This is a genomic window from Campylobacter sp. JMF_14 EL1 (assembly GCF_027737585.1).
In the GTDB taxonomy this organism is placed as follows: domain Bacteria; phylum Campylobacterota; class Campylobacteria; order Campylobacterales; family Campylobacteraceae; genus Campylobacter_B.
In genome coordinates this window covers 142,833-165,933 of the sequence record NZ_JAOVTW010000002.1, presented here as the reverse complement: position 1 = coordinate 165,933, position 23,101 = coordinate 142,833, and the positions used below count along the sequence as shown (strand labels likewise).

Genomic DNA, 23,101 nt, shown 5'->3' with positions numbered 1-23,101 from the left:
GGGTTAAATTTGGTAAATTTTATAAAAGATTTAATATATGAAAAATTTATTATGGATTTTACCTGTTATTTTCTTAGCTATTATACTAAGGATTGTAGAACTAGATAAGAAAAAGTCGAATTTTGTAGTTACAGCCGATACAAACATATCAAAAAACTCACAGCTTTCAAAATATGTTACGCAAGAAGAAGTTGAGAATTTTGCATTTCGTTACTGGGATATAGATTTTACAGAAGTCAAAAAAAATCCAAAAATGGAAGAATTTCGTCAAATTTTAAAGTCCAAAGATACGGCTAGAATTTTAAATTTTATAAGCGATAATAATATTAGCGTAGATGAACCACTTCATTACGGCGTTACAGCTATTATGTATGCTAGTTTTTATGATGATGAAAACACTATGAAAGAGCTTATAAAAATGGGTGCCGATATTCATAAACAAGATAATCATAAAATCAGCCCTATGGCATACGCTATGGAAAACAACTCTACAAAAGCAGTAAAGCTTTTATATGAAAACGGCGTTAAATTTGAAGAAGTTACTATGATGCAGACAGCACTTGGAGTGTTAGAAATAGGTGATTTTTGGGAATTTGAACCATATTTTGATGAAAATAATACAGCTCATCTTATATGGAAAAACTTTGATAGAATGCACCGAAACGAGCACCATTACACAGCGGAGAATTTTTTTAGAACCTTGTTAAGAAATAATCAACTTGATATTTTAGAGCTTGTATTACAAAGTGGGTATAAACCTTATCTGTATGAATATTATTTAGGTGGAAATGTTAGCAAATACACAAACGACCTTTCAGAAGCCGATAGACATTACATTGAATTTATAAACAATTATGAAGGCGATATAGAATTGGCTCGTTTTCATAATTCGCTATATTTTCCGATACTCCAATCCCCACACCCACGACCAAAAATAGCACTACTTAGAAAATATAATGTCCCAATAGATGTTTGGAACCCAAGCAAGGAATTTTTGAAAAAACTATATAACAGAGAGTGTCATAGTGAATGGGTTAGTGCATTTTTAGATGCAGTTACTTATTTTACCAAAAACAATATGCCAAGATATTTAGAAAAGCCAAACCGCAAAACCAAATTTTTATACGAAAATTGTTTAGATAAAAACGGAACTTTTGAAGATATTGAAGAGTATATAGTGTTTAATCAACAAATGAAAATTCTGCATAAAATAACAGCAAGCGAAGAAAGAAAATTTGGCTACGGAAACCATAATAGCGTTGATATAAATATCACTTCCGATGAAATTGAAAGATTATTTCATTTGTATATAACAAATTACGATTTAGACGATTAATAACAAATTAACTTTAAGGAGAAAAAATGACAACAGAAAACATTGAAGCTAGCGAGCAAAGATTTAGCGCCGCTATAAGCGACTTTTTTGGTATTACATTTCTAGCCACTGCACATGCGCGCTTTTGAGGCATTTTATACGAAGCTATTCACACGCTATAACCAATAACTAAATTTAAATAAAAATTTTAACTCAAATTGCAACTTTAAAATTTTTCACTATAATTCGCATTTTTTATCTACAAAATTTCTACGAATTTGCACACGAAACTCATTTACTCGCTAAAAACCCATGATAACCAAATCCTAACGACGCCATATTTTTGCATTTATTTCACTGTAAAAAATTTTTTTATTACTCACAAGTTTTTAGCGAGTAATGCGTCGCTGGATCTAAATTATCTAGCCAAAATTCGTCTAAAAAACGCGCGATAAAATGCGCTAAATTTTGACTCTTTTTTTGCATAAATTGCGCAAAATACGCTTTGTAAATCCATTTTTTCTTGCAATGTGATCTTATACATATCAGTCTCCTAATAATTTTTTTATTTTATGTAGCACAAAAGAAGCCTCGTCGCTATCGAGCTCGCAGAGCATTTGACAAATCGCAGTCGCTGCCTGCGGTTTGGTCGTGCCAAGGCGCCAATCCTGATATGTCCTCATCGACACGCCAAGCTTTTTCGCCATTACAGCGTGAGAAATCTTTTTGCCCATATTTTTTGCCTCGACGGCATTATGCAAAATATTGAATATATCGCTCGTTTCTAACATGCCAAAATTATACAAGTTTTAGGATTAATTATACATTAATCTGTATAGTTTATCTAAATTTTGTATTGTTTATAAGCAAAATTAGTAAATTTTTGCGTTATATCGTGTGAATTATACAGAATTTCTCATAAAACAAACATAAAATTTTACAAAATTTCCAAGAATTTTAAGGGGGAAATTTAGCTATGAAACCGCCAAATTTTGCACACAAAATCAAAATTTTGAAATTTCAAAATTTAGCAAACAAACAAGTAAAGTGCTAAAATTTTTAAAAAACCTTGACATTTTGCCACTCAATGTTGTATAATGTTAGCAATCAAAACGAAAGAGTGCTAATAAATGAAAACAAACAAGCGTGATTTGATACTTGATTCTATCATCGAAGCCTATTTGGACCTCAACGCTCCGATTGGCTCGTCGCAGTTAGGCGGGCGCATGGAGGTCGCTATACCAGCCTCGACGATTAGGGTGTATTTCAAAAAACTCAGTGACGAGGGCGCAATCACGCAGCTTCATGTCAGTGGCGGGCGTATCCCCACAGTAGCTACTATGCAAGATTACTGGCGCGCTAAACTCGATTTTAGCGAGATTTTATCGCTAAGAGACGGCGATGAGCTAGAAGCAATCTTAGAGGATTTTGATATTTATTGTATGATTTTTAGCGCAGAAAGCGAGTGTTTGACCGAGGTCATAAAGCACGATAAGCGTTTTATGATTTTGGTTTTCGACAAAGATGAGATTATTTTGAAATTTGATAACAGAATTTTCGAGCTTTTGTCGAATTTAATCGGAATTTCGCTCAAAGATTTGGAAGTCGCCTCTATGCAAATCGGTCTTAGGGAGCTAAACACCAAAATCCGCGAGCTGAAAAACTCAAAAATCGAGTTTATCGCAAACGAAGTTATGGCGTATAAAATTTTTAAAGATGAGAGATTTAAAATTTTGTTAAACCCCTCAATCGCCGTGAATTTTGACAAAAATTTAATCTTTGCGCCCTATTTCGAGCCTGGTTTTATGGGGATAAAATGCCCGGTAAAATTCGAAAACAAGGACGCTACAATGATTTGCGCTGGAAGTGTTTATGAGGATTATGAAAAATTTTTTAAATTTAGTAAAGGAGTAGCATGAGCCAAGAATTTGACGAAAAAACGCAAAATTCAGCAGGTGAATTTGAGGAAAAAGAGCACAAAAACTGCGGCGCTGGTTGCGGCTGCCAAAGTCCGCTAGCTGACGACGGCGATGAATTTAGCGAAGAGATACAAAGTGAGTGTGAGTGCGAAAGCGCGCAAGATGATGAAATCACTAAGCTACAAAACGAACTTAGCGAGATTACGGATAAATTTTACCGCGCTAGTGCCGATTTCGACAATATCAAAAAGCGTTTGGAGCGCGAAAAAACCACAGCCGTGGAATATGCGGCGGAAAAATTTGCAAAAGATCTCTTGCCGATAATCGACGCACTCGAAGAGGCCGCGAAAATCGATATTGAGGGCAACGAACTAGCCGATAAAATCGAAGAAGGCGTGAAGCAATGTATAAATTTGTTTTTAAGCACATTTGAAAAATACGGCATTACGCCGATTTCGATCGATGAGGGCTACGAGAGCGAAAGCGGTAAATTTTACCCAATCCAACTCGTAGAAAAAGAGGGAGCCAAAACAAACGACATAGTCCAAGTTTTGCAAAAAGGTTACCTTTACAAAGAGCGAATTTTGCGCCCTGTAATGGTTATTTTGGCGAAGTAAATTCGCAAATTTACAAAATTTAAAGAAAACAAAATTTAATAAAAAGGATAAAACATGGGAAAAGTAATTGGTATCGATCTTGGCACAACAAATTCATGTGTCAGTATCTTTGAAAGGGGCGAAAGCAAGATTATTCCTAACAAAGAGGGCAAAAACACAACTCCATCAGTTGTCGCATTTACCGACAAAGGCGAGGTTTTAGTCGGCGATAGTGCAAAACGCCAAGCTGTTACAAACCCTGAAAAAACGATTTATTCGATTAAAAGAATTATGGGTTTGATGATGAACGAGAAAAACGCGCAAGAGGCCAAAAAACGCCTTCCGTATAAAATCGTAGATCGCAACGGTGCGTGCGCGGTCGAAATCGCGGGCAAAGTCTATACCCCACAAGAAATTTCAGCAAAAGTTTTAATCAAGCTAAAAGAGGACGCTGAGGCCTTCTTGGGCGAGCCTGTGGTCGATGCAGTCATCACTGTGCCTGCGTATTTCAACGATAGCCAAAGAAAAGCGACAAAAGAAGCTGGCACAATCGCAGGGCTAAATGTCCTTCGTATCGTAAATGAGCCAACCGCGGCAGCTTTGGCGTATGGATTAGACAAAAAAGAAGCCGAAAAAATCGTGGTTTATGATTTGGGCGGCGGAACATTTGATGTCACCGTGCTAGAAACCGGCGATAGCGTGGTAGAAGTGCTAGCAACTGGCGGAAATGCCTTCCTTGGTGGCGATGACTTTGATAACAAAGTAATTGACTTTTTAGCAAGCGAATTCCAAGCAGAAAACGGAATCGACCTTAAAAATGATGTTATGGCAATGCAACGCCTAAAAGAGGCCGCAGAAAACGCTAAAAAAGAGCTTTCAAGTGCAATGGAGACAACGGTAAATTTACCTTTCATCACAGCAGATGCCTCGGGCCCAAAACACCTTATGAAAACCATAACTAGGGCTAAATTTGAAAGCATGATTGATAGTTTGGTAGATGAGACAATCGACACTCTAAAACGCGTCGTTAGCGAAGCAGGTCTTGGTATGAGCGATGTCAAAGAGGTCGTCATGGTCGGTGGCTCAACTCGCGTGCCACTTGTGCAAGAAGAGGTCAAAAAAGCATTTGGCAAAGAGCTAAATAAAAGCGTCAATCCAGACGAAGTCGTCGCAATCGGCGCAAGCGTGCAAGGTGCTGTTATCAAAGGCGATGTAAAAGATGTGCTTTTGCTTGATGTTACGCCACTTAGCCTTGGTATCGAAACGCTTGGCAATGTAATGACTAAAATTATCGACAAAGGCACTACAATCCCAACCAAAAAATCACAGGTCTTCTCGACTGCTGAGGATAATCAAACAGCCGTTACGATCAATGTCTTGCAAGGTGAGAGAGAATTTGCCAGAGATAACAAATCACTAGGAAATTTCAACCTAGAAGGCATTATGCCAGCCCCTCGCGGTGTGCCTCAAATCGAGGTTGAGTTTAACATCGACGCAAACGGAATTTTAACTGTTACCGCAAAAGACAAAGCCACAGGCAAGGCAACTGATATTCGCATTACTGGTTCGAGCGGTCTAAGCGACGAGGAAATCGACAAAATGGTAAAAGACGCCGAACTTCACAAAGAAGAGGACAAAAAGCGCAAAGAAAGCGTAGATGCTAGAAATCACGCTGACGCTATCGCTCACCAAACAGAAAAATCACTTGCTGAAATGGGCGAAAAAGTCCCAGGCGAACTAAGAGCAAATATCGAAAGCGCACTAAATGATTTAAAAGAAGTTCTCAAAAACGAAAACGCGACAAAAGATCAAATAGATGCCAAGGTAAATGCCCTAAGCAAGGCGGCTGAGGATCTTTACAAAGCAGCTAGCGCCAACCAAAACCAAGGCGCAAATTCAAACAACGCCAAAAAAGACGATGATGTCATCGACGCAGAAGTCGAATAAATAAAATTTGAGCTAGCTTGCTAGCTCAAATTTCGGCCCAAATTTCCAAAATATCAAATTTTAATTTTATCCACATACATTAATATTCTATATCAATACAAAATTTGCAGGAATTCGATTATTAGAGCAAAATCGTGCTAAATTTATTTAAATTTAAAAATTATAATTTTATACATATTAGAAATTTAGGGATTTATTGCAAATTTTATTGATTTAAATCAATAAATTTGATTAATAATTTGTTATAATTTGCCTTGTGTTTCACAAATTTCTTTGAAAGAAAGGATAATTCTATGGACAGACGAGAATTTATCAAAAGTTCAGCAGCTGCTGCTGCGTGTAGTGCCGCTGGAATTTCTGCCCCAAGCCTAGCTAGTGCAGCGGATGGCGAAAAAGACTGGCGCTGGGACAAAGCGGCTTGTCGTTTTTGCGGAACCGGTTGTGGTATTATGGTTGCCACAAAAGGCGGAAAAATCGTAGCTGTAAAAGGCGATCCACTATGCCCCGTAAATCGTGGTCTTAACTGCATTAAAGGTTATTTTAATGCTAAGATTATGTATGGCGAGGACCGTATCACAAAACCTCTTTTGCGTATGAACGAAAAAGGCGAATTTGACAAAAAAGGTAAATTCGGCGAAGTTAGCTGGAAAAAAGCTTTTGATGTCATGGAAGCGCAATTCAGAAAAGCTTACGAGGAAAAAGGTCCAAGCGGCCTAGCTGTATTTGGTAGCGGTCAATACACTATCATGGAAGGTGTCGCTGCTGTCAAACTTATCAAAGCAGGTTTTAGATCTCACAATATCGACCCGAACGCTCGCCACTGTATGGCAAGTGCGGTTGTTGCGTTTATGCAAACATTTGGTATCGATGAGCCGTCAGGCTGCTTCGATGATATCGAGCTAACTGATACAGTAGTGTGCTGGGGTGCCAATATGGCAGAAATGCACCCAGTGCTTTGGTCTCGCGTAAATGACGCTAAACTTAAAAATCCTGATAAATACAAAGTTGTAAATTTATCAACTTTTTCAAGCAGAACTTCTAGCATTGCAGATATTGAGATTATTTTCAAACCTCATACTGACCTTGCGATTTGGAATTTAATCGCTCACGAGATTGTATATAACCACCCAGAAGCGTTTGATGAAAATTTCGTCAAAGAGCACTGTGTGTTTGCAACAGGTCCAGTTGATATCGGTTATGGTATGAGGCCAAATCCAAAACACCCTAAATTTGATCCAAAAGAGGTCGATACAGTAGAAAAAGAGCTATCAAAAGTTCTTAGCGAAAACGAAGGCGTAACACTATCATACCTTGGTATGAAAGCTGGCGACACGCTAGAAAATAAAAGCAATGGCAAAGCTGATGCTCACTGGCTAATCGGTTTTGAAGATTTCAAAAAAGCCTTAGAGCCTTATACACTAGATTTCGTTGCCCAACTTGCCAAAGGCGATGACAACGAGGATTTAGAAACTTTCAAGAAAAAACTTCAAGGCTTAGTTGATTTATATGTCGAAAAAGGCAGAAAAGTAGTAAGCTTCTGGACAATGGGTATGAACCAACACCAAAGAGGAACTTGGGTAAATGAGCAAAGCTATATGGTGCATTTCTTGCTAGGCAAACAAGCCAAACCAGGCGAAGGCGCATTCTCGCTAACAGGACAACCAAGTGCTTGCGGAACTGCACGCGAGGTAGGAACTTTCTGCCACAGATTGCCAGCTGACATGGTCGTAGCAAATCCAAAACACAGAGAAATGACAGAAAAAGTATGGCAAATCCCTGCTGGCACAATCAACCCACGCCCAGGATTCCCTTATGTAAAACTAATGAGAGATATTGAAGATGGCGCGGTTAAATTTGCTTGGGTTCATGTAAATAACCCATGGCACAACACCGCAAATGCTAACCACTGGATCAAAGCAGCAAGAGAGATGGATAACTTCATCGTAGTAAGCGATCCATATCCAGGCGTATCTGCAAAAGTAGCGGATTTGATTTTGCCAACTGCTATGATTTATGAGAAATGGGGAGCTTATGGTAATGCTGAGCGTAGAACTCAACACTGGCGACAACAAGTATTGCCAGTAGGCGAAGCGATGAGCGATACATGGCAAATTTTAGAATTCTCAAAACGCTTTAAAATTAAAGATTTCTGGGGCGAGAGAAAAATCGATGATAAGCTAACCTTGCCAGATGTTTTAGAAGAAGCGAAAAAAATGGGTTACGATCCAGAAGATACTCTATTTGATGTATTGTTCGCTAACAAACGCGCACTTGAATACAAAGCAGATGATCCAATCATCGCAGGCTTTGACTGCACCGAAGTTTTCGGCGATAGCAGAAATGTCGTAGGAAGCGACGGAGAGGTATTTAAAGGCTATGGATTCTTCGTGCATAAATATCTATTCGAAGAGTATAGAATTTTCGGCGACGGACACGGACACGATTTAGCTGATTTTGATACATATCATAGAGTTAGAGGTCTTAGATGGCCAGTTGTCGATGGTAAAGAGACTCAATGGAGATTTAATACCAAATACGACACTTACGCTAAAAAAGCAGCTCCTGATAGTGATTTTGCGTTCTATGGTAACCAAGGCGCACTTCCGACAGGCGATATGAAAAGCGCAACCTCAGGCGATGAGAAAACTTCATTTAAAAACAAAGGTAAAATTTTCTTCCGCCCTTACATGGATCCATGCGAAATGCCAAGCGAAGAGTATCCGTTCTGGCTATGCACAGGTCGTGTTTTGGAACATTGGCACTCAGGCACGATGACTATGCGTGTTCCTGAGCTTTACCGCGCTGTTCCAGAAGCTCTATGCTTTATGAACAAAGCAGACGGCGATAAAATGGGCATAGCTCAAAATGATATTGTATGGGTAGAATCAAGAAGAGGAAAAGTAAAAGCAAGAGTAGATTTCAGAGGTAGAAATGTTCCGCCTGTGGGTCTTGTCTATGTTCCTTGGTTTGATGAAAATGTATTTATCAACAAAGTTTGTCTAGACGCGACCTGCCCTCTTTCAAAAGAGACAGACTATAAAAAATGCGCAGTAAAAATTTATAAGGCATAATTATGGAAAGACGCGAAGTTTTAGGTTTATTAGGACTGCTTGTAGCAGGCGGAAGTGGATTTTGTGAATTTGCTAGAGCAGAGGATAAAATCCGTCTAAGACCGCCAGGTGCCCTTGATGAAAAAGAATTTATGAGCAAATGTATTCGTTGCGGGCTGTGTGTAGAGGCATGTCCATTTGATACGCTAAAACTAGCAGAATTTGGCGATAGCGGAGTGCCAAACGGAACTCCGTTTTTCCAGCCAAGACTAACTCCATGCTATATGTGCCAGGATATACCTTGCACAGTAGCGTGCCCAACTAGCGCGTTAGATAAACAAAAAGTTAGCGAAAATGACAAATTAAATATCAACAAAGCACAAATGGGCGTTGCAGTAGTAGATCAGAAAAACTGCGTTGCATACTTTGGAATTCAATGCGACGCATGTTATAGAGCCTGCCCTGTTTTGGATAAGGCTTTATTTATCGAATACAAACGCAACGAAAGAACCGAAAAACACGCATTATTGCTTCCTGTTGTCGATAGCGATTACTGCACGGGGTGTGGAAAATGCGAGAAAGCCTGTATAACCGAAAAAGCAGCCATTACGGTGCTACCACGAAATTCGGTTTTAGGCAAGGCAAATGACAACTATGTCAAAGGTTGGATCGAAGGCGATGACGCGAAGCTAAAAGACGCCGATAGCCAAATCAACTTAAATTTGAAAAAAGGTATTGATTACTTAAACGGAGGCGAGCTATGAAATACACACTTTTAAGAAGATTAGTTCAATTCCTAATCCTTGGCCTTTTCATAGCTGGAAACTGCTATGGATTTAAAATTTTGCAAGGAAATTTAAGTTCGTCAGTGCTTTTTGGAGTTATAAATTTAAGCGATCCTTTTGCCGTGCTTCAACTATTTTTGGCAAGTTTTAGCCTAGGTGCGCTTAGCATAGTTGGCGCGTTAATCATATTTGCGTTTTACGCTTTGATTGCGCCACGAGCTTTTTGCGGTTGGGTATGTCCTATCAATATCCTAACAGATTTGGCAGCTTGGATAAGAAAAGTTTTAAATATCCAGACCAAAATGTTTAGCGTCAGCAAAAACGCTAGATACTATTTGTTAGTTTTAGTCCTACTTTGTAGCGGATTGTTTAGTATAGCAGCCTTTGAGATACTAAATTTCGTCGGATTTTTCACAAGAGCGGTCGTTAGCCTTAGCGTTAGTGCATTTAGTATAGCCGCAATCATTGTGATATTTGAAATTTTCGCAGGAAATAGAATAATATGTTCCCATATATGCCCACTAGGGGGATTTTGGGCGATAGCAAGTAAATTTAGCTTAATTCGCATTTTTCATAATGCAAACAAATGCACCAAATGCAACAAATGCAAGAGCGTTTGCCCTGAGGTTCAGGTGCTAAAAATGGTCTCAAAAGAGAGTTTTAAAATCGATTCTGAGTGCATAAGTTGCGGTAGATGTGTCCAAATTTGCGATGATGATGCGTTAAATTTTAGCATACTAGGAGTAAAAAAATGAAAAAGAAATTTGCTTTTTTAAGCCTTGTTGCAGCTACAATTTGTTGTTTGGGTTTGAGCGGTTGCCAAGATGAAAAAGGCAAAGCGAGCTCAAATACAAACCAACCAGTAGCGCAAACACAACCCGCCTCAGCACCTGCTACTACTAACGAAGTAAAAGCAGAAGCGCCTAAGGCAGAGGTAGCGCCAGCTGCTGCGCCACAAGAGCCAGCCACACCAACGCCGGTTGTCGAGAAAAAGGAAGATATACCAAATTTAGAGCTTGCGCAAAGTCCTAAATTTAGAGAGGATTACACTAACGAAAACCTAACCTTGCCTACTTATGAGGTAAAAGGTGGCGCACCAGGCGAAAATATGGTATTCGAGAGAAGCTTCGAGAACGCTCCTCCGCTAATCCCACACACTTTGGACGATATGCTACCTATCACAGCCGAAAACAACATGTGCACCACATGCCACCTTCCAGAGGCTGCACAGGCTATGCAGATCAAATCAGTCCCACAAAGCCACTTAGCAGATTTGCGTGATGAGAATCAAAAGAGCCTTGATGGCGCACTTTCTATGGCTAGATACGACTGCGTTTCTTGCCATGTTATTCAAACAAACGCAACCGAGCTAGTTCAAAACAAATTTGAAGCAGATTTTAGTCGCTTTGCAGACTCAAATACTAGCTCAAATTTACTTGACATTTTAAATCAGGGCGCTGATATCAAATAACCATTTTGTTGTGAGTTTGGACCTCCAAACTCACACAAAATTTACGAGGTAAAAAATGAAAAAATTATTCGTTGCTTTTATCTTTTTAGCAACCTTTCTTTTTGCAAATGACAAAGTCATAGTAGATGGCAACATCGCGATTTTAAAGCAAATGGATGAAAAAATCTATGCTGGCACGGACACCGGAAAGCTTTTTAGTATAAGTAGGAGCGATGAAAACGCTACTCTTGTTTTAGCTCTTCCGCAAGTCAAAAGCTATGTCGATGGCAATATCGATTCTAAGGTCATCGATGTCGATAAACTAGGTGAAAAATTTGCCCTTTTGATAAATGGCGATTATATGCACAAAAAACTCGCCGTGTATGAAAATGGCACGCTTGACACCTTTGATTTGCCGATAACTGGTATCAAAAGACTATTTTTGCTAGATAGCAATACTATCATTTTACTAGGCGTGGGAAGCGAAATTTTATACTACGACATAGCCTCAAAATCGGTAAAATTCGAGCACAAAATTTCAGATTCGCCTTTTGGTGGTGTGAGCTTTGACCGCGAGAAAAATTTATTGCTTCTTTCAAACGAAGGCGGTATGATTTACTTTTTTGACACAAAAGAGAAAAAATTCTTACGCGAAAAAAGTATCCACAAAGACAATGTCTTCAATGTAGCCTTTGTAGGCGAGAGGGTGATAACTGGCTCAAACGACAAAACCTGCTACTACGAAAACGCAAGAGAGTCTAAGCTTTTCGAAACTGGCTTTATCGTGTATAGTGTGGCATTAAGCGAGGATTTTGGCGCATTTACGACACTTGATGGCATAAATATCATAAACAAAGCTGGAAGCATCATCAAAAAAATCCCTTATGATGGCGAAATCATAAACAACATGACATTTTATGGCGATCACTTAGTTGGCGCAGGATACGACAAAACAATTCATTTTTGGAGCTATAAATGAACATTTCAAGCGTGATAATCTACACAGATAATAAGACAAATTTGGACGAACTTAGTGCTCTCGTGGCAAAGATAGAGTTTTGCGAAGTCGTGGCTGCACAAGATGGCAAAATCGTAGCGACTATCCAAACCGAGAGCCTAGATCAAGAGCTGGGTGCGTTTAAGGCTATGCAAGCCCTAAAAGGCGTAAGCGATGTAGCTATGATATACTCATACCAAGACCTAGACGAGCAAATCGACGCCGCGAACAGCAACAATATAGAAGAGATTATGCAAAAAATCGACGAAGAACCAGAAATCAAAAAAATCAAATACGGCGGTAGTTTAAATATCTAAATTTACCTCTTTTTAAAGGCTGAATTTGGCAGAATTTGGCCTTTTAAAATTTAGCGACAATCAGAGAGACCTAGTGTAAAATCCATGAAATATTCATTATCAAAATTATAAGTAAATGTAGCCTTGAAATTTTTATTTTTAATATCCGAATTACAATATTGTTCTTTTACGCCGTTTTTAAAATTTTGTTTAAACAAATCAAAATCTTGCGCTGTTAAAATTTTATCCGCAAGTTTTGCAGCAACAATAGGGCTTGACAAAAACCCAAGATTTTTATCAGAAAAAGCCTTATCGACCGCATCTACAAGAGAGCCAAATTTATCTTTTATATCTTCATATGTTGAATTATTTTCTACATTTTTAGCCATATCACTCATTTTTTAACCTTTCTTAAATTTAAGAGATGAAATACAACAATTCTAACCGTATCTACGGCAACCAACAAAGCAAAACCTTGAAACACAAAATTTATAATATATAAGCTGACGCTATTATCAAAATATTTATGCAATTCTAAATTAAATAAAGTTGTAGTGTATATACTACCCGTGAAATTTTTGAAAGCCACATTAAAAAGTAGAACAAGTGCTATAAAAGTCCAAAATCTCCTTTTTTTATAATAATCAATTAAAATTTTACTTAATTCATGTTTTTGAAATTTGCCTGTTCCAAAAAAATCTTGCGAACGCTCATAGGCTTTTGGGATATCTATTATCAAATAAATGCAAATTCCAATAATAACTAACCAACTAAAAGCATAGTAAAATGCGATAAAATCGGACTGTTTGCTAAGAGAGGCAACTATTTTTATATTTGGAAAAAAATCCGCCATAAAGTTAATAAATTGCGTTATAAAATTTGAGAATTTGATATCTTTTGATAAAAATAGAGGCAAAATCATCACTATCATATAAAAATAAAATGGCTTTAAACTAGAAATTTTATCGTGCTTTTTGATGTAATCATTTAAAAATAGATGAAAATTTTCATCTTCATGTATTCGTATATTTTGCATTTTTCTTTCCTTTTATTCGATTTGTAATACTAACACTTCTAAATTAAATTTTATACTTAAATAGTAAAGTTTTTCTCTCGACATATTTTACGATATTTTAAGATATACTCTTAAAATAATTTAAAATTTAAGACTAATAGATTTAAATTTGTAAATTAACCAAACGATTATAACATAAAAGCAAAAAGAAGAACTGTATAAATATCATTGATTAGGAATTAATCATAAATATTAAGAAATGATTAAAAATTAAAATTGGTGACCCATAGGAGACTCGAACTCCTGTTACCGGCGTGAGAGGCCAGTGTCCTAACCGCTAGACGAATGGGCCACAAAAAATAAGAAACATGATTCTACCCAAAGGATTATAAATTTAAGATAAAATTGAAAGCAAATTTGCGCTAAATTTCAAATTTTAAGTTAAATAGCTAAAATTTAAATCAAATTTTGAAAATTGGCACGAAAATAAACAGCCCGCCAAGACAGCGTGTGAAAACAGCGAAATTTTCTCTCAAATCAACCTAAATTTGCGCACAAATTCAGATTAAATGAGCAAATTTTAAATGCAAATTCTGCGGGCTAATTTAGCGCAAATTCAAATTCACAAATTCAAAATTCACTCAAATTCTACAAACAAAACCAACGCAAATTCCACTATTTTTTCGTGATTTTATATAGCAGATTTCCCACACTTTGGATAATCTGCACGACTACTATCAAAATCACGACCGTATAAGCCATAATATCAGGGCGAAAACGCTGAAATCCATACCTAATCGCCACATCGCCCAGTCCGCCGCCACCGACCGTGCCAGCCATAGCCGTAAATCCGATAATCACAATCAAAGTAAGCGTAATAGCGTTTATTATCGCAGGCAGTGCCTCGACGAACATCACGCGGAAGATTATCTGCGACTTACTCGCCCCAAAGCTCTTCGCAGCCTCGATTACGCCGGGATCGACCTCGACTAGCGCACTTTCGATTAGACGCGCGATAAATGGCGCAGAGCCGATTGTTAGAGGCACAATCGCCGCCGTGGTACCGATACTCGTGCCTACGAGCATTTTCGTAAATGGAAACAGCACGATTAGCAGGATAATAAACGGAAAACTTCGCAAGATATTCACCACGATATCAAGCACAGCGTATAGCGAGCGGTTTTCGTATAGCCCGCCAGCGCGCGTGAGCACCAGCACGATAGCTAGCACGCTACCTAGCAAAAACGCCAAAAATGTCGATACGAAGGTCATATACAGCGTATCTCGCGTCGCTTCTAACAAAAGCGAAGTAATCTGTGAATTAAAAAATCCCTGTATGCTCTCAAACATTTTCAATCTCCAAATTTAAACTATCTCGAATTTATGCCAAAACTCTTCGTCGCGCTCAATAAGCCCCCTAGCTACCAGAGTTTCTAGCACTTCGCGCGAACACAGCGTCTCGCCCGGCCACTGCCTATCATACCCGTCCTGCGCGCCCTTGCTAGTAGCGTCGATTCCTATATGCTCGCCATTTATAAAAACATCGCGTAGAGCGTCGATATTATTCACCACACGCCAAAGGCTCATATATAGATTGTTTGGGTCATTTTTCTCATCTGTAAAAATCAAAATTTTAAAATTCGCCCCTGCTTCCTTGCAAAGTTGCTCAAAAGTATCCCTCACACTAGAAGATTTTTTCAAATTCACAAGCACAAAGGGATTTTTGCACTCGGTAAAGTGCTGCGCTAGGGAGACTACATCTTTTTTGACATTGTGAAAGCTCTCCAACAAATCCTCATCGCTAAGCACCTGTGGCGCAGGACTCGCGCTAGGCTGCGAAACATCGATACCAAGCTTACCGCCAAAGCACGCATTTGGGCTAGCGTGATCTAGCTGGTCGCACACACCCTCGCTAAATGTGAGTGATCTAGGCGAAATCCTATCAAGGATAAATTTTGCTAGTGCCCTGTAATCGCCCAAATTTGGCGCATCTTCACCCACAAAAATCGCGTGTTTTACGAAGCTCATCTGCCCCACGCCCCAAAATGCGTGCATAAGCTGTTTGGCGTGCGCTGGGTAGCGAGAGTGAAATTTAGCCAAAATTAGGTTATGAAAAACCCCATTTTCAGGCATACGATAGTCAATCAAATCAGGCGCGCTCGTGCGAAAAAGTGGCAAGAAAATGCGCTCTGTGGCATATCCCATAAATTTATCTTCTAGTGGCGGTTTGCCCACAACTGTGGCGGCAAAAATCGGATTTGTCTTGTGCGTGATAGCCTCCACTCTCATCACCGGAAACGGCAAAATCGGCGTATAAAAGCCCGTATGATCGCCAAATGGCCCCTCATCGCACATCTCGCCAGGCTCGACGAAGCCCTCTATCACGAAATCCGCGTCATGCGGGATATAAATATCGTTTGTGATAGATTTGACTAGGCAGGCTGGCTCTTTGCGGATAAAACCATAGAGTAAAAGCTCAAAAACGCCCTTTGGCAGGGGCGCTTGACCGCACCAAATATACAGCGGATCGCCACCGATCGCCACTGATACTGGCATTTTGCGCCCAGCGCGCGCGTATTCGTGATATAAATGCGCGCCGTCTTTGTGGATTTGCCAGTGCATGCCAAGGCGGTTTTTATCATAGACTTGCAAGCGATACATGCCCAAATTTTGGGTATCGCCGTTTAAATCTTTCGTATAAACCTGCCCCATAGTAATAAACGCTCCGCCGTCGTTTTTCCAAGTTTTTAGGATAGGAAGCGCGCCCAAATCGACATCCGCGCCAGTATGCACGACCTGCTGACACTCGCCCTGCACTTTTTTTCTTTTTGTAAAAACCTTGCGAAGCGATACTAAATACGAGAGAAAATCGATTTTTTCTTTAAAATTCTTTGGTTTTTTTGGCTTTAAAAGCGCTTCGATTTCGCCTGCGATCTCCTCTACTTCACGGCCTAAAATCAAATTTAGCGCCTCGAAACTCCCAAAAACATTTGTCAGCACCGGCGCAAATTTCGCCCCAGATGAATTTGTCGGATTTAAAAAAAGCAGAGCTTGCGAATTTGGCTTTTTTACCTCGATATAGCTGATATGAGCGATTTCTAAATCTATATCGCAAGGCTCAGCGATAATGCGCAAAAGCCCAGCCTTGTGGAGTTTGTGAATCCAAGGATTGCTTGTAATGAGATTTTCTATATTTTCTACGCTTTTCATTCACGCCTCCTAAATTTAAAAAAACAGATTTTTCTCGCGCGGTTTTTGGCTCAAAAAACTCACTATATCAGCGCGGTTGCCGTAAATCAGGGCATAGTGAAACTCTGGGATTGTTTTTAGGATTTCTAGTTTTGAAAATCTAAAATCGATTGCGGTTTCGCCAAACTCATCGTCCCAGCTCGCGCAAATTAAAATTTTATCCCTAAATTTAGCCCGCAAATACTGCGCCGCGCGCACAAAAAGCTCTTTATCACTTTCGATGATAAAGGCGCGGTAACTCTCACCAAAAGGGGTGATATTTAAAAATTTATCCACGAAAATCGGCTCAAAATGGCTTAGAGCGCTGAAATTTTGAAGTCTAAATTCGATATTTTTGCGCCCCAAAAATTTCAAAATTCCACACAAATCTGGCAGGAAAATTTGCGGAAAAACTAAATTTGAATAATAAATTTCATCATAAATAAAACTCGAATAAAATATCGACCCGCTGTAAGTTTCGCTTAAATTTTCATCTTTTTCGATTTTTTGATAGCTAATCTCCAAAAGCTGTAAAAATTCCCTATTTTTGGTGAAATAAATGTGCTTTTGCTCGTGGCTGATTAGATGAATAAAAAGCTCGTGAAGCGTGTTTGGAGCAAAAATCAGGTTTTTTGGCACGCTGATGAAGCGCAAAATCGAGGCTTGGATTTCATCAATTAGCACGAATTGGTGGCGCCAAATATCGCCTAAAAATTTAATCATTCTAAGCAAGGCGACATTTAAATTTTCGACCTTGATAAAGGCGACCTCGTCGTTGCTAACCTTAAAATCACTATCAAAAATCACGGCATAAGCGCCGTTTGCAATAGCCGTCTCGACATCTTTTGCACTCGCATTTACCGCTATGAAGGCTGCTTTTTTGTGAATTTTATGCGCACAAATAGAAAAACTCTCCACCGCCGAAACACTCGGGCGGTTTAGCATTTTTCCATTTACAATGCGGACTAGATTGGCTAAATTTGTCATTATTTAATCGCCAAAATGCGTAAATTCGCGCTAAATTTTAGCAAAATTTGTGCCGAAATTTGGGAGATAAACAGCACAAACCTACCCTACTCGCGCGCCGTTTTTTACTTCGCCATGTGTGCCAAGAAGCGTAAGTTTGCCGTCTTCCGCGCTTAAAATCATACCTTGGCTAATGTGGCCGAAAATTTTGGCTGGTTTTAGGTTTGCTAGGACGCAGACTTGTTTGCCGATTAGTTCTTTTGGACTATAAAATTTAGCGATACCGCTGATGATTTGGCGTGGAGCCTCCTCGCCTAAATCAATCATAAATCTTAGCAATTTATCGCTACCCTCGATATTTTCGCACTCCAAGACCTTGCCTACTTTAATCACACATTTTGCAAAATCATCGATTTTGATCTGCGCCTCAGCGTTTTCATCTTTTTTGGCCTCAGCTAGCGCCTCTGGTCTGCTCATAAGCTCGCTTTCTACCTTCGCAAACAGCGGCTCGCACGCACTCGCGCTATAATCCAATAACTCGCCACGAAGACAGAGTTTTTCGTAAATTTCAGTTGAAATTTTAAATCCAAGCGCAGATGCGATTTTATCCGCAGTTTTTGGCATAGCTGGGCTAAGTAGCACAGCAACTTTGGCCAAAATATTGGCTACAAGCGCCACAAGCGCATTTGCCTTTTCGTTCTCGCCATTTTTTATCAAATTCCACGGCTCGTATTTTGCAATCGCGCCATTTGCCAGCGCAAGAGCCTTCCAAAGCTCCTCTAAATAGCGATTTGTCGCGACTTCTTCAAGTTGAGCAATCGCCGAGCTTATCAAAGCATTTGCCTCGTTTATCTCGTCTGTGTAGTATTTTAATACATCTTTGGAGTTTATGATATTTGCCGAATACTTCGCGCTCATACCGATAATGCGGTTTAATAAATTTCCAAGTTCGTTTGCAAGTTCTGAATTTATGCGACTAATGATAGCTTTTTGCGAAAAATCGCCGTCTTGACCAAACGGCACCTCGCGGAGCAAAAAGTATCTAAACTGCTCCAAACCATAAGCGTCAGCCACCTCGGCAGGATTTACGACATTGCCTAAGCTTTTGCTCATTTTGCGTCCGTCCCTAGTCCACCAGCCGTGCGCTGCGATAGTGCGTGGCATAGGCAAATTTAAGCTCATCAAAAACGCCGGCCAATACACAGCGTGAAATCTCAAAATATCCTTGCCGACTATATGAAGCGTGTCGCCCCAAAAGTCCATTTTAGCGTCATCTACACCATAACCTATGGAAGTGAGATAATCCATTAAAGCGTCCAACCAAACATAAATAACATGTTTATCATCTTTTAACTCGCTTGGAATTTTAATACCCCAATCAAAGCCTGTGCGTGTGATAGAAAGGTCTTTTAAGCCACTTTTTACGAAGCTTATAACCTCATTTTTCTTACCCAAAGGCAAAATGCACTTATCGCTCTCATACCATTTTAAGAGCCTATCGCCATAAGCACTAAGTCTGAAAAAATAGCTCTCTTCTTTTAAAATTCTAGTTTTTTTGCCACAATCAGGGCAGTATTCGCCATCTATTAGCTGATTTGACGGGAAAAAACTCTCGCAACTAACGCAGTAATTCCCCTCGTATTCGCCCTTGTAAATATCGCCGTTTTCATACATTTTGCGAAATACATTTTGCACGCCTATTTCGTGGTTTTTATCTGTCGTTCTTGAATACATATCGTAAGAAATTTCGAATTTATCCCATAATTCTCTGAATTTCGCGCTGATTTCATCTGCGTATTGTTGCGGTGTTTTGCCCCGTTTAGCAGCGGCTTCTTCGATTTTTTGACCATGTTCGTCGGTGCCGGTTTTAAAGATAACCTCATGCCCTTGCAAACGATAAAATCTAGCCATAGTATCGCAGATAATCGTAGTATAAGCATGCCCGATATGCGGGACATCATTGACATAATAAATAGGCGTTAGTATGTATTTTTTCATCTTTTTCCTTGGGTTTGGTTTATATTATTGGCTGATATCTGCGCCACTTAGCTGATATGAAACATATCCGGTTTCTGGGCGTATGGTAATAACAGAGCTATCGCCAGCGTCATTTGTAAGTGTTACATTACAATCCTCGACAAACACCCTATCATACGGCGTAGCAGAAGCTTGTAATGCACCCATTGGGCGTCCGATATGATCAAACGAGATTGTTTGCACATTAGCGCAACCAGCCGTAAATCGAATATTTACAATGCCATACTTGCCTTGTAAAAACATTTTGTTATTTATCAAATCGCCTCTATTATTAAAGGTTTGACCAGCGAAACCAGCAGTTAAAAGTCTAGCTGGATTTTGCGGATCTCTGGCAACACAGTCATAAGGCTCTCCGCAATTTGGCTGATTAGTAAGCGCATTAGAAGTATCTTGGAAAACAGTATATTTCCAACCGTCGTTTTTACCGGAATTGTCATTATGGAATTGTATTCTCCAAACTCTTCTAAACCAATTAGGATCATTTGCGTCAAATTTATTATCATACATCGCTAATTGTTGCGTATAGCGTATGTGTGATACGAGCTGATCGCTCGCTTCGACTAGGGCATTTCGCTCTGTTTGGGGAACTGCAACCGCTGCAAGTATCCCAACTATAACTACAATAAAAATAAGTTCAATTAATGTGAAACCTTTTCTCATAATTTTTACCTTTCATAAAAATTCGCTATATTTTAACATAAAATTTCGCAATTTGAACGCCAAGTTTATAAATATCAATACTTTGATCAAAATTTCTTTCATTTTTTTCCTCTATTATGGCGTCAAAACCTTTGTTTATACCATAAAATTTAAGCCGTAGTTGCATTTGCTCATCATCGCAAAGCACGCTTGCAACCCCGCGCTTTTTTAACTCATTAGCTAAATTTTTTGCCACATCAAATTTATAAATGAAATGTTTGCTAGGGCGATTTTGAAAAAACACCACATACATCGCGTCGCTAAAAATCACAGAAAAATAGCTAAAAACTAAGCTAAACAAACTCACGCCAAGGGCAAATTTGTGAAAAGAGCGAAATCTAGGAAGCCTCACTCTGTATGAATTAAACACGACCCGCACGATTAGTGGCGTCGCAATCACGCAGTATGGTAGCATCATCTCCATAGCCACACGCTGTCTAAGCGAAAAAATTAGTGCCAAACAAAACGCGCTAGTAGCGATATACCAGAGCAAATCTTTGTTTTCTTTAATCCAAATTCGATAAATCGCATAGACAAAAAACAAAAAAACAAAAGGCGAAAACGCCCCTGCAAATACACCAAGAGCGTCTAGGAAATACCCACGCGGTTTGCCCTGCGTGCCGATATCATAAAAGATTATGCTAAATACAAAAAGAGCCAAATTTAGCACAAAAATTTCTCGCTTCCCAGATCTCAAAGCCCAAATTCCAAAACCAATATAAAGCATAAAAAACGCCCTATCAATAAAAGCGCTAAGCACCAAAACAGCGATAAGTGCGCCCCAGTTTTTGGTTTTGGCAAAATAGTATGCCAAAAGCGTAGCAAAGATAATAATGCCGGCTGGATTTAGCAAAATCGCGCTACTCATCGAGGCGGGAAGCCCCATAAATAGCGCAGTTGCGACAAGTCTATCAAATCTGCGTTTTAGGGTAAATTTTGAAATTTTATAAATCAAGGCGCAGTTTATGAAATGCAAAATCAAAAAAGGCGCCCTTAGCGCGTAATCATTTTGTCCGAAAATTTTGCACGAAACATTTGCTATGAGCGAAGTTAGGCTGTTTTGGTTATAAAAAATTTCAGCCTCATAGTAGCTTATGCTTAAATTTGATATGGCGTAAATCAAAAAAAGCGCGTCAGCACAAAACAAAATCGCTAGGATTAAAATTTCGTTTTTAATGAATTTTTCTAAGCTCATATCGTTTTAGTTTCCATATAAAAAATATCGACGCCATAACCACCACGCAAAGCGCGCTTAAAAAGGCTCCCCAGCCAAAGCTATCATACAAAAATCCAGGCACGAAACTCCCCAAAGCCCCGCCACAATAATAAAAACTAATGTAAAGTCCGTTTGTAATGCCCTTGTGAGCGGTGGCCTTTTTATTGACATGCGCAGTGGCGACCGAGTGCGCCATAAACGAGCCGAAATAAAACACTATCATCGAACCAAAAATCACGCCGAAACTCTCCACATGCAAAAGCAAAAGCGCGATGAAATATATCAAAAACCCTATCATAATCGCGTTTGTCGGACCCTTGCAAAAATTCGCAATTCGCGCGACATTAAAGGAAATAAAAACTCCCACGATATAGCCAAAATACATAAAGCCGATTTTCGAGCCGTTAAATTCGCCAAGAAGCCTTTTTAGCTCAAATGGCAAAACATTTAGCGTAGCTTGAAAGACAAAGCACATGCCAAAAATCGCGCAAAAAATATAGATATTTCGCGGAATTGATAAAATTTGGGCTATGTTGCGAATTTTGGGTTTGACAAGGCTGATTTTAATCACAGGCAAAATTTTATAAAGTAGCGCGCTCACGCCAAATGCAAGCACTCCAAGCACAAAAAAGAAAAATCTCCACCCAAACAAATCGGTAAAAAATCCGCTCAAAAATCGCCCGATAAATCCCCCAGCTATCGTCATACCCACATACGCGCCGATTGCGCTGGCTAGGTTTTGTTTGTTTGCGCTTTGGGAGATGTAGCTCATTATCCCAGTCAGGGCCGCTGGAACGATGAAGCCTTGGATTATGCGAATAGTAAGCAAAATTTCATAACTATCTGCAAAAGCAAAGCAAATTTCGCTCGCGCCAAATACAAAAAACACCCCCACTAGGACATTTTTAATCGAAACTTTTTCTAAAATATAGCCATAAATTATCGAAGCAAATGCAAGCGGGGCTAAAATTGCAGTGGTAAAAAGTGAGGCTTTAAATTTTGAAATTTCTAAAATTTGCTCGAAATGCGGTTGCAGGGGCTGTGGCGCATACATAATGCACATTGCTAAAACCGCACAAAAATATAAAATCAAAAAATTAAAATTTTTCACAGCCCACTTCTAAATTTTAAAATTTACTCTTCTATTTTGTAATTTTCCCAGAAAAAGTTAATCCACTCATCGGTCTCTTTGATTTTAAAATCAGGCTGGATTAGCGCCTTGCTTTTGTAAAAAATCACCGCTGTTTTAATCTCAGCATTAGGGTATTTTTCCTCCAAAACACGCTTGATTTCGACCATACTGTCGCCACTATCGATGATATCATCTACTAGCAAAATTCTTTTATAAAGTTCCAAATCAGGGATATTGAAAACATCGATTGTATCGAGCTTTTGCGTATCTGCGTAGTGAATTGAGTTAATCGAAAAAATCGTCCTCATATCAAGGGCGTTTGCTAGCGCATGACCAAATGTCAGCCCGCCACGCGCAATCGCTACAATCGCGTCAGGCGCGAAGCTATCGCGCACCTGCTTGGCGATGATTCTACTATCTTTATCAAGTTCTTCGAAGCTGTAAAATTTCATA

Annotated in this window: 22 protein-coding genes and 1 tRNA gene; 10 read left to right on the top strand and 13 right to left on the bottom strand. The window is 39.3% G+C overall.

What is annotated here, in order from left to right:
• Positions 1–37: 37 nt before the first annotated feature.
• Complete coding sequence (locus OFN73_RS04310) at positions 38–1,336, top strand: ankyrin repeat domain-containing protein (protein ID WP_270862386.1); 1,299 nt, start codon at positions 38–40, stop codon at positions 1,334–1,336.
• A gap of 397 nt (positions 1,337–1,733) precedes the next feature.
• Here OFN73_RS04310 and OFN73_RS04305 read toward each other — a convergent pair whose 3' ends face one another.
• Together OFN73_RS04305 and OFN73_RS04300 are read right to left on the bottom strand one after the other, a co-directional pair.
• Positions 1,734–1,859 carry a hypothetical protein gene (locus tag OFN73_RS04305; RefSeq protein WP_270859421.1) on the bottom strand — a complete coding sequence of 42 codons (126 nt, stop codon included), beginning with the start codon at positions 1,857–1,859 and terminating at the stop codon, positions 1,734–1,736.
• Position 1,860: 1 nt separating this feature from the next.
• Positions 1,861–2,106 (bottom strand): XRE family transcriptional regulator, encoded by a 246-nt coding sequence (locus OFN73_RS04300; RefSeq protein WP_270859471.1) that lies wholly within the window; start codon positions 2,104–2,106, stop codon positions 1,861–1,863.
• Positions 2,107–2,445: 339 nt separating this feature from the next.
• Between OFN73_RS04300 and OFN73_RS04295 the strand changes: the two genes are divergently transcribed.
• From OFN73_RS04295 to OFN73_RS04255, 9 genes are all read left to right on the top strand, one after another.
• Positions 2,446–3,234, top strand: a complete 789-nt coding sequence (locus OFN73_RS04295) for an HrcA family transcriptional regulator (RefSeq protein ID WP_270862385.1) — start codon at positions 2,446–2,448, stop codon at positions 3,232–3,234.
• Positions 3,231–3,851: a nucleotide exchange factor GrpE gene (locus OFN73_RS04290; protein WP_270862384.1), complete on the top strand. Its 621-nt coding sequence runs from the start codon at positions 3,231–3,233 to the stop codon at positions 3,849–3,851. Before OFN73_RS04295 ends, OFN73_RS04290 begins: the two co-directional genes overlap by 4 nt.
• Before the next feature lie 54 nt (positions 3,852–3,905).
• Complete coding sequence (dnaK, locus tag OFN73_RS04285; RefSeq protein WP_270862383.1) at positions 3,906–5,777, top strand: molecular chaperone DnaK; 1,872 nt, start codon at positions 3,906–3,908, stop codon at positions 5,775–5,777.
• Positions 5,778–6,070: 293 nt separating this feature from the next.
• Entirely contained in the window at positions 6,071–8,848 is a 2,778-nt protein-coding gene (gene napA / locus OFN73_RS04280) for a nitrate reductase catalytic subunit NapA (protein WP_270862382.1), read from the top strand.
• A gap of 2 nt (positions 8,849–8,850) precedes the next feature.
• On the top strand, positions 8,851–9,591 hold the full coding sequence (gene napG / locus OFN73_RS04275; protein ID WP_270862381.1) for a ferredoxin-type protein NapG: 741 nt from the start codon (positions 8,851–8,853) through the stop codon (positions 9,589–9,591).
• On the top strand, positions 9,588–10,367 hold the full coding sequence (gene napH / locus OFN73_RS04270; protein WP_270862380.1) for a quinol dehydrogenase ferredoxin subunit NapH: 780 nt from the start codon (positions 9,588–9,590) through the stop codon (positions 10,365–10,367). The genes napG and napH overlap by 4 nt, the downstream gene beginning before the upstream one ends.
• On the top strand, positions 10,364–11,083 hold the full coding sequence (locus tag OFN73_RS04265; RefSeq protein WP_270862379.1) for a nitrate reductase cytochrome c-type subunit: 720 nt from the start codon (positions 10,364–10,366) through the stop codon (positions 11,081–11,083). Before napH ends, OFN73_RS04265 begins: the two co-directional genes overlap by 4 nt.
• Before the next feature lie 55 nt (positions 11,084–11,138).
• Positions 11,139–12,041, top strand: coding sequence for a WD40 repeat domain-containing protein (locus tag OFN73_RS04260; RefSeq protein ID WP_270862378.1), 903 nt, complete (start codon positions 11,139–11,141; stop codon positions 12,039–12,041).
• On the top strand, positions 12,038–12,376 hold the full coding sequence (locus tag OFN73_RS04255; RefSeq protein ID WP_270859412.1) for a chaperone NapD: 339 nt from the start codon (positions 12,038–12,040) through the stop codon (positions 12,374–12,376). The genes OFN73_RS04260 and OFN73_RS04255 overlap by 4 nt, the downstream gene beginning before the upstream one ends.
• Before the next feature lie 50 nt (positions 12,377–12,426).
• Here the strand turns inward: OFN73_RS04255 and OFN73_RS04250 are convergent, their stop codons facing one another.
• From OFN73_RS04250 to OFN73_RS04200, 11 genes are all read right to left on the bottom strand, one after another.
• Entirely contained in the window at positions 12,427–12,753 is a 327-nt protein-coding gene (locus OFN73_RS04250) for a hypothetical protein (protein WP_270862377.1), read from the bottom strand.
• Complete coding sequence (locus OFN73_RS04245; RefSeq protein WP_270862376.1) at positions 12,750–13,391, bottom strand: hypothetical protein; 642 nt, start codon at positions 13,389–13,391, stop codon at positions 12,750–12,752. Before OFN73_RS04245 ends, OFN73_RS04250 begins: the two co-directional genes overlap by 4 nt.
• 256 nt (positions 13,392–13,647) lie before the next feature.
• Positions 13,648–13,722, bottom strand: a tRNA-Glu gene (locus OFN73_RS04240).
• 323 nt (positions 13,723–14,045) lie between these two features.
• On the bottom strand, positions 14,046–14,720 hold the full coding sequence (locus tag OFN73_RS04235) for a methionine ABC transporter permease (protein WP_270859153.1): 675 nt from the start codon (positions 14,718–14,720) through the stop codon (positions 14,046–14,048).
• A 15-nt stretch (positions 14,721–14,735) separates the two neighbouring features.
• Positions 14,736–16,580 (bottom strand): menaquinone biosynthesis decarboxylase, encoded by a 1,845-nt coding sequence (locus OFN73_RS04230; protein ID WP_270862375.1) that lies wholly within the window; start codon positions 16,578–16,580, stop codon positions 14,736–14,738.
• Between the two features lie 15 nt (positions 16,581–16,595).
• A complete protein-coding gene (locus OFN73_RS04225; protein ID WP_270862374.1) occupies positions 16,596–17,585 on the bottom strand; it encodes a hypothetical protein in 990 nt (329 codons plus the stop codon).
• Between the two features lie 81 nt (positions 17,586–17,666).
• Positions 17,667–19,562 carry a methionine--tRNA ligase gene (metG, locus tag OFN73_RS04220; protein WP_270862373.1) on the bottom strand — a complete coding sequence of 632 codons (1,896 nt, stop codon included), beginning with the start codon at positions 19,560–19,562 and terminating at the stop codon, positions 17,667–17,669.
• A 24-nt stretch (positions 19,563–19,586) separates the two neighbouring features.
• Positions 19,587–20,261 (bottom strand): pilus assembly FimT family protein, encoded by a 675-nt coding sequence (locus OFN73_RS04215; RefSeq protein WP_270862372.1) that lies wholly within the window; start codon positions 20,259–20,261, stop codon positions 19,587–19,589.
• Positions 20,262–20,286: 25 nt separating this feature from the next.
• Positions 20,287–21,495, bottom strand: a complete 1,209-nt coding sequence (locus OFN73_RS04210; RefSeq protein WP_270862371.1) for a hypothetical protein — start codon at positions 21,493–21,495, stop codon at positions 20,287–20,289.
• Entirely contained in the window at positions 21,473–22,627 is a 1,155-nt protein-coding gene (locus OFN73_RS04205) for an MFS transporter (RefSeq protein WP_270862370.1), read from the bottom strand. The genes OFN73_RS04210 and OFN73_RS04205 overlap by 23 nt, the downstream gene beginning before the upstream one ends.
• Before the next feature lie 23 nt (positions 22,628–22,650).
• Complete coding sequence (locus OFN73_RS04200; protein WP_270859160.1) at positions 22,651–23,100, bottom strand: phosphoribosyltransferase; 450 nt, start codon at positions 23,098–23,100, stop codon at positions 22,651–22,653.
• Position 23,101: the final 1 nt, after the last annotated feature.